Raw genomic sequence first — 11,743 nt, 5'->3', positions numbered from 1 at the left:
ACATTGCATTGTAAGAATACTTACTCTTCACATACACGTCCCGATACGGAGCCCACCCATGAACCAGGGTACTAGGTCTTTACCAAACATATTTCGCCTGAGTGCACTTACCACCCTGGTGCTACTTAGCGCCTGTGGAAAAGAAACTGGCCTGACAGCCCCCTCCCCTGCTCCGGTCAGCTTTATCGAGATTAAAGCCAGCGATGTTGCCCTTACTAAAGAGATGGTAGGTGAAACAGCAGGCTATCGTGATGTAGAAGTACGCTCGCGCGTAAATGGTATTCTATTAAAAAGGACCTATGTAGAGGGTGCACAGGTTGCAGCCGGGCAAGTGTTATTTGAAATTGATCCCGAGCCTTACAAAGCAACGCTGGACCAGGCCAAAGGCCAGCTATTGCAAGAAGCATCCAAACTGGAAAAAGCCCGTGCAGACCGCGACCGGATTACGCCGCTTTTCAAAGAAAACGCAGTAAGCCGCAAAGATTATGATGATGCAATGTCAGCATACACCTCGGCTTTAGCCAGCAACCAAACAGCGCAGGCCAGCGTTAAACAAGCTGAGCTTAATCTGGGTTACACCAAAGTCACCGCCCCTTTTTCCGGCACCACCAGCAAACTGGTGCAATCCGAAGGCAGCCTGATCTCGGCCACTGGCGACTCCGGCCGCCTTACCACCATCAGCCAGCTTGATCCGCTTTATGTGAACTTTTCTTATTCCGAGCAAGATAAGCAAGCTCTCGAAACCGCAACACGCAGCGGCCAGGTTACGCTAAACGATTCGAAACACTTCACAGCCCAGATCAAGCTGGCCGATGGCAGTATTTACCCGCAAACCGGCCTGATTAACTTCTCCGATAACCGTGTTGACCCCAAAACCGGCACCATCCGTGCCCGCGCCATTTTCAAAAACCCCAAGGGTGATCTGCTTCCGGGGCAATTTGTCCGTGTCACGGTAGCGCTAGGCAAACGCAAAAACACCATCCTGATCCCTGAGCGCGCCGTGGTTCAGTCGCAGGCAGATCACATTGTGATGACACTGGGCGCTGATAACAAAGTTGTTCCGGTGCCAGTCAAGCTGGGCTCGGTTACAGACGGCAAGGTCATTGTTGAATCAGGGCTGAAAGTGGGGCAAAAAGTGATTGTAGACGGGCTAATGAAAGTTAGACCCGGTGCCGTCGTCAATCCATCCCCCGCCAGCAGCCCGGCTGCTCAATAAGGACACACTATGTTTTCGAAATTCTTTATTGAAAGGCCAATCTTCTCCAGCGTGATTTCAATCATCATCGTGCTGGCAGGTCTGGCCGCAATGCGCTCGCTGCCGATCGAACAATACCCGGGCATTACGCCACCCGTAGTTTCTGTTTCTGCCGTTTACCCTGGAGCTACGCCTGAAGTGATCGCTCAAACGGTCGCGGCCCCGCTGGAGCAACAAATCAACGGCGTGGAAAAAATGATTTATGTGCAATCTGGCTCCGCTTCGAACGGCCAGATGAATATGAACGTGTACTTTGAAATTGGTACCGACCCCGATCAGGCCACCATTAACGTCAACAACCGCGTCTCTGCGGCACTGGCGCAATTGCCCGAAGAGGTAAAACGCCAGGGTGTGACGGTTAAAAAGAAATCGACCTCGATTTTAAGCGTGATGACGCTTAGCTCACCCAATAACCGCTATGACACCACCTATCTGTCCAATTACGCCCTACTCAATATTATTGATGAGCTAAAGCGTTTACCTGGCATTGGTGATGCATCACTGTTCGGGGGGACTGATTACGCCATGCGTGTCTGGTTGCGCCCTGATCGTTTAGCCCAGCTCGGGCTGACCCCATCGGATGTAATCGGAGCAATCCGCGAGCAAAATGCGCAATTTTCAGCCGGCAAAATCGGTGCTCAGCCAACCACAGCACCCATCGACTTTACTTATACGGTTAATACACAGGGCCGTCTAAAAGACGTCAAAGAGTTTGAAAACGTCATCGTTCGCTCTACCGCAGACGGCGCAAAAATCCGCCTGAAAGATGTGGCCAGAGTAGAAATGGGGGGGAAAGATTACGATCTGCAAGCCCGTGTAAATGGCAAATCTGCAGTTGCGGTAGCACTCTACCTGCAACCGGGAGCCAACGCAGTTGCAGTCGCTGAGGGTATTAAAGCCAAAATGGAAGAGTTGAAAGGCCGCTTTCCGGACGGCATTGAATACTCCATTCCTTACGACACCACCGAGTTTGTTAAAATCTCCATCGAAGAAGTTGTCCATACCTTGTTTGAAGCCATTGTTCTGGTATTCATCGTGGTTTATCTCTTCTTGCAAAACTTCCGCGCCACACTGATTCCGTGTATCGCCGTACCAATTTCGCTGATTGGTACCTTTGCGGGGATGCTCATGCTGGGCTTTTCGATCAATCTCTTAACCCTGTTCGGGATGGTACTGGCTATTGGTATTGTGGTAGATGACGCCATTGTGGTGCTGGAGAACGTCGAGCGGATTATGAGCGAGACCAAATGCTCGGCCAAAGAAGCCTCAATCCAGGCCATGCAGGAAGTCGCAGGCCCCGTTATTGCCATTGTGCTGGTTCTTTGCGCCGTATTTCTGCCTGTTGCCTTTATGGGCGGCATGACAGGGGTAATGTATAAACAATTCGCAGTAACAATTGCGGTTTCGGTTGTTATCTCGGGGATTGTGGCCTTGACCCTCACCCCGGCGCTTTGTGCCATTTTGTTAAAAAACAATCATAGTGAGCCTGCAAAATTCTTTGTCTGGTTTAACAAAAGTTTTGATCGCCTCACCAATGGCTATGTAAGTGGCGTCGCGTTTCTGAACCGCCGTGTGGGTGTGGCGTTTGTGCTGTTTGCTGCGGTATTGCTGTCGATCTTTGTTCTGCTGCAAAAAGTACCTGGCGCGCTGGTGCCTGACGAAGATCAGGGCACATTAATCAGTTCGGTCATGCTGCCGGACGCCTCTTCACTCAACCGCACAACAGCCGCCAGTGATCAGTTTGAAAAAATGCTGATGGCTAATAAGAATGTTGAAAATGTTGTGTCTTTTGTAGGTTTTGATATCCTTTCCGGCGCCATTATCAGCAATAGCGGCATTGTGTTTTCTACGCTCAAAGACTGGAAAGAACGTAAAGATCCGGCAGACAGCTCATTTGCACTGGCCAAAGTATTCCAGGGCATGGCCTATATGGGCATGAAAGACGGCTTTGCTGCAACATTTAACCCGCCTGCCATTCAGGGGATGTCCACCACGGGCGGGATTGAAGGTTACCTGCAAAACCGCGGCACGGGCGACACTAAAGAGTTTGCCAAAGCGGCGCAGCGCTTTGTAGATGAAGCCAAGAAACGCCCTGAATTTGCCAGTGTTTCAACCACCTTCCGCGCTAATGTACCGCAGATTTACCTTGATCTTGACCGGGAAAAAGCCAAAGCACTCGGTGTAAGCATCAATCAGGTATTTGACACCATGCAGGCCACATTCGGCCAGGTTTATGTCAATGACTTTAACCAGTTTGGCCGCACTTACCGCGTGCAATTGCAATCTGAAGCCGATTTCCGTGCCCGCCCAGATGACATCCGTAATGTGTATGTGCGCTCAGATAAGGGTGACATGATCCCGCTCACCAGCCTTGTGCAAGTCAAAACATCGGTCGGCCCGGAGCTGGTTGAGCGCTTCAATGTGTTTCAGTCAGCCAAAATCATGGCGCAACCTGCACCGGGCATCAGCTCCGGGCAAGCCATTAAAGCACTGGAAGAAGTCGAAGCCAGCGTAATGGGCGCAGATTACAAGCTGCAATGGACAGGCTCGGCCTATCAGGAAAAAGCAGCTGGCTCGTCTGCAGCACTGGCCTTTGGCTTTGGTATCATCATGGTCTTTTTAATTCTGGCTGCACAATACGAGCGCTGGACTTTGCCCATTGCCGTAATCAGCGCGGTACCATTTGCACTGTTTGGTGCCTTGCTATCCGTATTTCTAACCGGCCTGACTAACGATGTTTACTTTCAGATCGGGCTGGTCACGCTGGTGGGGCTGGCTGCAAAAAATGCGATTCTGATCGTAGAGTTTGCCGTCATGAAGCATGAAGAAGGCATGAGCCTGCTTGATTCTGCTCTTTCAGCAGCCCGCCTGCGTTTCAGGCCAATTATCATGACCTCACTTGCATTTATTCTGGGTTGCCTGCCCCTGGTTTTATCCAGCGGTGCAGGCTCGGCCAGCCGTCATTCACTCGGCACCCCCGTAATTGGCGGCATGTTAGCGGCAACCTTTATTGCTATTTTCTTTATTCCGCTTTTCTTCCGTTTGATTATGAAAGGCAGCGAGAAAAAAACCGCAACAAGCCCTGAAGCAGGAGATCATCATGCGTAAAACAATTCTTGCTCTTCTGATTGCATCCGCTTTAAGCGCCTGCGCTCTGACGCCTCCTGCTATCGATAAAAACACTGATCTGCCCGATTCATGGCACAGTGATTCTGCCAGTGATATCAGCATCGGCAGCAACTGGTGGGTGCAATTTGACGACCCGGCACTAAATAGCTTGATCAATGCGGCAGAAGCGCACAACCAGAATCTGGTCATTGCCGCCGCCCGCATTGACGAAGCGCGTGCAGCGCTGGGCATTACCTCTGCGGAGCAGTTACCAAGGCTTGATCTGGGAGGCAAAGCAGGCCGCGGCCTGTCGACGCAGCTTGGTACTCCATCTGATAACTACTCACTTGGGGCAAGCGCATCATGGGAGCTGGATCTATGGGGCCGCATTAAAAACACCAATGACGCCGCCAGGGCTGATCTACTCGCCAGCGAATACAACAGAGATGCCGTGGCATTAGCGCTCTTTGCCAATGTGGCGCAAACCTACTTTAATTTGCGCGCACTGGATCAGCAGCTGCTTATCGCACAGGAAACACTTAAAACCAGACAGGAAAGCTTTCAACTTAGAAAGCGCCGTTTTGAAGGCGGTGTCACTTCCGAGCTGGACCTGCGTCAGGCCGAAGTAGAGCTGGCCTCAGCACAAGCCAGTGTGCCGGGTATCGAACAAAGCATAGCCAAGGTCACTGGCAGTCTGGGGATTCTGATTGGCCAAAACCCACGAGAAATGATCGAATCCGGCATCAACCGCGGAAAAACACTCAGGCAGATCAGCCTGCCTGTAAATGTGCCGCTGGGCCTGCCCTCCCAGCTACTGATTCGCCGCCCTGATATTCAGGCCAGCGAGCAATCATTGCAAGCTGCAGGAGCCAGAATTGCTGCTGCCCGAGCGGCTTACTACCCTACAATTTCCCTTACAGGCTTTTTAGGAACAGAAAGCACATCGATCAGTAATTTATTTTCAGGACCGGCAAAAACGTGGTCTTTTCTTGGCAACCTTACTGCGCCACTATTTGATAATGGCCGCACCACCGCCAATGTAGAAGGTGCCACGGCCAGACAAAAACAGGCCGTAGCCAATTATCGCCTTACTATTCAGCAGGCTTTTGCCGAAACCCAAAATGCACTGATCGCCCGCAGCAGCAGTGTAAAAATTGTAGCCGCCCAGCAATTACAGCTGGATTCGCTCAGCCGGCAATTAAAGCTTGCCACTTTGCGCTACGACAATGGATTTTCTGGCTATCTGGAAGTACTGGACGCGCAGCGCTCACTCTTTCAAGCCCAGCTCAATCTTGCAGCAGCCCAGCGTGATCAGCTCAATGCCACGGTCGATCTTTACAAAGCCATGGGCGGAGGCTGGAAAGCCGACAGGCAATCATCCAATAGCTGATAAACCAAACCAATCCGGCTTATTTTACCGGATGTAGTACACCGCATAAAACGGAAAAAAAGCACCAGAATTTATTCCCGTTTTATGCGGCTCTTTTCCCCCTGCGGCACAACAACCTCACCTCATATGACAGCAACTTCTGGCATAACCAGCAGTTTTTCTTTGCTGCCAAACACCCCGTCATCATTGATACTCATCATGGCCTGATAAGCATTTTTTATCACCACATCAGTATCTTTAATAGCTTTTTGCAGCAAGGGACGCGCCTCTTGCGCTGAGGCCTGTACTTCTTTCAGTGTTTTATCAACTCCATTTTCATCCCGTCGATCCAGCACAACCTCCAGTGTCATACTGATCTGTACCAGCCGGGCATCCATACTTTGTGCGGCTTTTTTAAATCCAGCCAGCGTGCCCTCGACATAGCCTAAAGTATCGGGGATATTTTCATAGGCAAGCAAAGCGGCACTTGCCAGTGTTTTATCGATATCCGTACGGGTGCTGTGCAGCTCCTTTAATAAACCCCGCACCTCACCCAAAGTATGCCCATCTGGTGATTCAAGTAAAGCGGCCAGACCTTGGATTTCTTCCTGCAGCCGGAACAGGTGTGCTCGCAATTGCTGCAAAAGCACATTCATCCCCGCATCAAACACCAGCTCGGAGCCTGACTCTAAAGAAGGGCCTTTGCTTTCACCAACAGAAATCTGAATAAAGCGTTCACCAAAAATGCCTTCCCGCGCTAAAGAGACTACCGAGTCACTTTTGATCCAGCGTTTAAAATCTTTATTAATAAGCATTTGCACGCGCACACGGGTTTCTTTTTCGCGACTAATTTCGATAATCTTACCGGCAGTTCGCCCCGACAAACGAACCAGCATTCCTTTATATAACGAGTCAGTACCTGCAGCTTGAAATTCAAGCGAATAGCTTTGCTCAAACAGACTCAAAGAACGGGCCAGGACATATACCGCAACCGCAACCACAAACACGCACCCGGACATCAAACCCCCGATATAAACCCGATTATCTTTTTTTAGTAGGCTTATATATAAATCAACACTCATATTCCAACTCATTTTAATCGCATAGAAAAACCACAAACCACCCTCTGATAAACCGGGCACATGGGAAGTGCCATGCAAGCAACTGGAAAGATCAAAAGCCAATGTACTTACAAAGCCCGCGTACTTATATCAGACTTCAAAAAAAAGGTCATGATCCAAATAATTACCCTGAGTCATTTAGCTCATTACCGTCAAGCAAGCTTGCAAAAAACATCAGTCCGACTTACAATGCCCCAGCATCACACGGCGGGCGTCGTATAATGGTAATACCCTAGCTTCCCAAGCTAGCGCCGTGAGTTCGATTCTCATCGCCCGCTCCAAATAAAAAAATAAAGCCCTGATTTTTCAGGGCTTTATTTTTTACTCCCTACCTAGTCCCACACTTCATAAAAAACCCCTCTGGGATTTGTAATCTGATCAGCTCATCGATTTTTGTCAGGTAACTCACCGCATATCTGATCAAATTCTTTCGCATCCCAACGCCCTTTCCTGAGCACATCAGTATTTTTATTGCTGTTGTGATACGGACCATATCCACCTACTATTTTCTTACTCCAATACTACCCAACCATGTCCGCATAATTAATACCCTGCTGGCTGCACCAAAAGCTAGGCTCTGCCAACAAGCCCGAATCGAAAGCAACCTAAAACACGGCATATCACCCCGGTTGACCTAGGGCTTTTTTTGTGCGCTCGAGTGTTTTTTTGTAAAGACAGCACTGATTAGTGCTGAGACTAGGGATTCCTATTAAATCATCAGTCCAGCTTATTGAAGGCACAGCCAAATTTTCAGATGCCATTATTGGTGGAGAAGCACTATTTAATGCTTAGAATGCCAATCAGCATCCAATACTTTCCACTCATCAGCGTCCAAAAGTTTCCAGCTTGTCAGCCCGTTTTCTGCCCCTTTTTACGCTGTTTAAACCTGAACGAATCATTGCCCGTTTCCAGAGTTTCACAGTGATGCGCTATCCGGTCCAGCAACGCTGTTGTCATTTTGGCGTTCCCGAATACAGTTACCCACTCGCCGAATCACGGGTTGGTCGTGATGGTTAGACTCGTTTTTTCATACAGCTGGCTGAGCAAATGAAACAGTAAGGCACCACCAGATGCCGGAAACGGCAGATAACCTAGTTCGTCCAAAATAAGCGTATCAATCTCACTGAACTGCCGTGCCAAGTTGCCGCTTTTACCCAAATTCACCCTTTCTTAATTGGAAGAAATGGCTCCTTATCAACTGAAGACCTAATACAGCATAAATAAAGCTTCATGTAATATCAAAAATCACCTCTAAACCCTTGGTTTATGATGACTTCCGATCTCCTTGCCTCTTTCGCCGCTGCCTTTAATCAGGATCAGCGCCTTATCTCTCTTCAGCTTGGCGATGGCTCAGTGTGGAGTGAGCAGTTATTGCCCCAGCACGTAACAGGCAGCGAGGGCATCAATCAGGCATACCGCTACCAGATCGATTGCTTATCCCCCGATAGTGCTTTAGAGCTTAAATCGCTACTGGGTTTGCCAGTCGTTCTATCTATTGAAAATGCTGATGGCGAGGCGGTTGAGCGCTGCGGGGTCATTAGCCAGGCGCAGTTACTGGGCTCGGATGGCGGCTTTGCCAAATATGCGCTGACGGTAGAGCCGCCGTTTGCCTTACTCCGCTACCGCCGCACTTCCCGCGTGTTCCAGGATTTATCCGTCCCCGATATTGTGAAACAGGTACTGGCTGAGCATCAGGAAAAAAATCCGGTGTTTGCATCGGTGCAAACGCTGGATTTCAAACTCTCCGGCACGCATTCACCGCGATCCTATTGCTTACAATACCGCGAATCCGATTTCGATTTTCTGACACGATTATTAGCAGAGGAAGGCTTAGCCTGGTTATTTAATCATTTTCCGGGCGATAGCCCTCAGGTTCAGTTGCTTGTGTTTGATGATGCTTTTGCAATTGCAGAAGCGACAGATTCATTTGTTAGATTTCACAGAGCTGACGTCACGGAAGAGAGCGATAGTCTGACTGAATGGCAGAGTCAGCGGCAAATCGGCAGCAGCAGCGTGTCTTTGGCCAGCTTTGATTACAAAGCTACCAGCACCAACGAAAGTTTTGATGAAAGTAGCATCGATCAGGGTGATGGTGGACAGCAGCTGCAGGTAAGCTTCGAAGATTATGACCCGCAATCGCTCTATTACGCCAGCGACGCGGAAGGCTTAAGCCACTATGCTAGCTTGCGTCAGCAGGCATTGGATGCCAAAAAGAAATCCTTTACCGGCTCTGGTACTTTACGCAGCCTGCAGGCCGGGCAGTGGTTCCGCCTGGAAGATCACCCCGCGCATGAATGGGATAGCGCCGAGCAGCGTGAATTTGCCATCACCGAGCTGAAATTCACCGCCAATAATAATTTGCCCGCTGATTTAACCCAGCAACTTGGCCTGGTCGCGCCCGGCTTACTCGCAGGAGCGGCTTTAACCGCGAATAATCCCCCTTATCAAGCTAATTTCACCGCCCAAAGGCGCGGCCAGCCGATCGTGCCCGCTTTTGCCCATATCGAGCACAGCAAGCCCAAAAGCTTTGGCGTACAGACCGCCACCGTCGTCGGCCCTGCCGGATCAGAAGTCCACACCGATGAGCAGGGGCGTATAAAAATAGAATTTCATTGGCAGCGTGCTGCAGAACACCCGGAGTTTGGCGCAAACCTGGATGACAAATCATCCTGCTGGATACGCGTCGCCTACCCCTCGGCAGGCGCGGGCTGGGGCCACCAGTTCATCCCGCGCATCGGTCAGGAAGTTTTAGTCGATTTTATCGAAGGCGACATCGACCGCCCGATTGTCACCGGCGTGGTCCATAACGGCAGCCATTCTGTGCCAGCCTTTAGCGGCGCAGGCGCGCTGCCTGCCAATAAAACGTTATCTGGTATCAAAACCAAAGAGCATGAGGGCGGCCAGTATGGCGAGCTGCTGTTTGATGATACCAAGGGCGAAGTTCGTACCAAATTATCCAGCGAGCACGGCAAAACCCAGCTTAACCTTGGTTACTTAATTCACCCAAGAACTGACGGCAAGGGTGAGCCTCGCGGCGAAGGCTTTGAGCTGCGCAGTGATAAACAAGGCGCAATCCGCGCCAGCGGCTTACTCATCAGCACCGAAGCTAAGAGTGGAGCCAGCGGCAAGCAGCTCGATCGCAGCCCCGCGCAAAGCCAGCTGGAATCCGCCCTGGCACTGGCCCAAAGCCTGGGTGAAACAGCAACGAATCAGCTTGCCGATACCATAGAAACCGGCGACGATGGCAAAACCGTAGAGGCTGACGGTGCAGGCAGCAAAGCCAGCATCGGCCATCTGCACCACCATGTGCATGCCAGCAAAAGCTTCGAGGCAGGCAGCAATACCGATCAAGATGGCAAAACCAAATCCAAAGAGCAGGCAGGGCAACAAAATATCATCCTGCTGCACGGGGAAGACGGCGTAGCGATTACCAGCCCGCAAAGTCAGACGCTCTCCGCCGGTACCAACCTGGATCTGGTCGCGCAAAGAGACAGCAACCAGACCTCCGGCCGCCGCTGGATTCATAACGTCGGCCAGCATATCAGCCTGTTTGTAGCCGGGGTAAAAGATAAAGTCGCGCTCAAACTGATCGCCGCCAAAGGCCAAATCCAGCTGCAAGCACAAAGCGATAACGTTGAAATCACCGCCGACAAAAACGTCAAAATCACCGCCTGCAAAGAAAGCATTACGGTGGTGGCCAAAGACGAAATTCTGATGACTGCAGGTGGCGGCTATATCCGGCTAAAAGGCGGCAATATCGAAATTCACTGCCCGGGGAAGGTAAGTATTAAAGGGGCGAGCCATGATATGAGCGGGCCAACCAGCCTAAATGCACCCTTGCCCAAGTTTGCCAAAGGCTGCGAGCAGAGTATGGATGCTGCATCGGCATCGCAGGCGGCCACTGTGCGTTTAAGCTGAGGGATTAAAAATGACAGATCAAAGCTTAGCGAACCATGTAACTGCTATTTTGCAATGCTTAAGCGATAAGCTGCAGGTAGGAAAACAGCTGTACCTCGCATTAGATAACAGCCACCGGGTGCTTTCGGATGATGAATTGCTGCTGGATGAAGCGGCAAAGCTAAAGGGGTTTGTTGTGCCTTTAAAATATCGCTCGCTCAACCCGGTAATGCGGCCGCACTGGCTGCCATTGACCGGCGAAAATTCAGAATATCTGTTGCCCAGTATCGAGCAAGCCTTGCAAGAAGCCTCACCAGATTTAATTGCCGAAGGCTGTGGCCGCAGAGTGGCGGGCTGGCTGGAGATTTCGGGGGATGCCAAGCAAGCCGCTTTGCATATCAGCGGGCAAATGATTCGCTCCTCTCCTTTAGGCGGCAAGCACTTACTGCGCTTGCATGATCCTGCCGTACTGTGGGCCTTATGGCCACTGCTGAATCATGAGCAGCAAAAATACTTACTCGGCCCCGTGGCTAGCTGGAGCCTGATTGCTCCTAACGGCCAACTGATGGCTTTGCAAATCAAGCCGGATACCGGCAATAACAAGGGTACGCCTGAGATATGGGGCCGACTGCTCTGGCAGGATATTGCCCTGATCGCACCTTTTAATCAGGCGCTGCTAGCCTATCTGGCGCAAAATGCCGATTTGCAAATAGCCCAACTTGATCATCTGCACGAGCTTGGTTTTGCTGCCATCAAGCGGGCCAGATTATTGGGCTTTAGTGATGATGCAGATTTAGCGCTATTTGCCCAGCACGCGTTCACGATCCATCCGTTTTTTGATCGCCACTCTTTGCTGCAAAAATGCCTTGCAGCGCGGCAGGCGGATAGCTATTACGGCGGCTTGGTTGCGGATCTGAGTGATAGCGATTGGCAAAATATCGCCGCAAGCACTGTTTAGTTTTACATAGGGCACTACCTTTCAATTTTCAGGAA

The 11,743-nt window shown here is 50.6% G+C and carries 6 protein-coding genes, 1 tRNA gene and 1 pseudogene; 6 read left to right on the top strand and 2 right to left on the bottom strand.

Going from position 1 to position 11,743, the window contains the following annotated elements; translation table 11 throughout:
* Window positions 1-58: 58 nt before the first annotated feature.
* From EJO50_RS06225 to EJO50_RS06215, 3 genes are read left to right on the top strand one after another with little or no spacing between them, the layout of a single operon-like run.
* The gene (locus EJO50_RS06225; protein WP_125972473.1) at window positions 59-1,216 is read left to right on the top strand and encodes an efflux RND transporter periplasmic adaptor subunit; all 1,158 of its coding nucleotides are present in this window, start codon (window positions 59-61) and stop codon (window positions 1,214-1,216) included.
* A gap of 9 nt (window positions 1,217-1,225) precedes the next feature.
* A complete protein-coding gene (locus tag EJO50_RS06220) occupies window positions 1,226-4,363 on the top strand; it encodes an efflux RND transporter permease subunit (protein WP_125972471.1) in 3,138 nt (1,045 codons plus the stop codon).
* Window positions 4,356-5,753 carry an efflux transporter outer membrane subunit gene (locus tag EJO50_RS06215; protein WP_233702184.1) on the top strand — a complete coding sequence of 466 codons (1,398 nt, stop codon included), beginning with the start codon at window positions 4,356-4,358 and terminating at the stop codon, window positions 5,751-5,753. The genes EJO50_RS06220 and EJO50_RS06215 overlap by 8 nt, the downstream gene beginning before the upstream one ends.
* Window positions 5,754-5,875: 122 nt before the next feature.
* On the opposite strand, the gene EJO50_RS06210 is transcribed toward EJO50_RS06215, so the two are convergent.
* Entirely contained in the window at window positions 5,876-6,814 is a 939-nt protein-coding gene (locus EJO50_RS06210; RefSeq protein WP_164521444.1) for an MlaD family protein, read from the bottom strand.
* A 246-nt stretch (window positions 6,815-7,060) separates the two neighbouring features.
* On the opposite strand from EJO50_RS06210, the gene EJO50_RS06205 reads away from it, so the two are divergent.
* Window positions 7,061-7,134, top strand: a tRNA-Gly gene (locus EJO50_RS06205).
* A 568-nt stretch (window positions 7,135-7,702) separates the two neighbouring features.
* Here the strand turns inward: EJO50_RS06205 and EJO50_RS06200 are convergent.
* Window positions 7,703-7,963, bottom strand: a pseudogene (locus EJO50_RS06200) (ATP-binding protein); the annotation flags it as partial.
* 156 nt (window positions 7,964-8,119) lie between these two features.
* On the opposite strand from EJO50_RS06200, the gene EJO50_RS06195 reads away from it, so the two are divergent.
* Together EJO50_RS06195 and EJO50_RS06190 are read left to right on the top strand one after the other, a co-directional pair.
* On the top strand, window positions 8,120-10,771 hold the full coding sequence (locus EJO50_RS06195; protein WP_125972465.1) for a type VI secretion system Vgr family protein: 2,652 nt from the start codon (window positions 8,120-8,122) through the stop codon (window positions 10,769-10,771).
* 10 nt (window positions 10,772-10,781) lie between these two features.
* Entirely contained in the window at window positions 10,782-11,708 is a 927-nt protein-coding gene (locus EJO50_RS06190) for a DUF4123 domain-containing protein (RefSeq protein WP_125972463.1), read from the top strand.
* Window positions 11,709-11,743 lie beyond the last annotated feature (35 nt).

This window comes from Iodobacter ciconiae, from assembly GCF_003952345.1.
Lineage (GTDB): Bacteria > Pseudomonadota > Gammaproteobacteria > Burkholderiales > Chitinibacteraceae > Iodobacter > Iodobacter ciconiae.
Note: the sequence above shows the minus strand (reverse complement) of the source record. Positions and strands in the feature narration are given on the sequence as shown.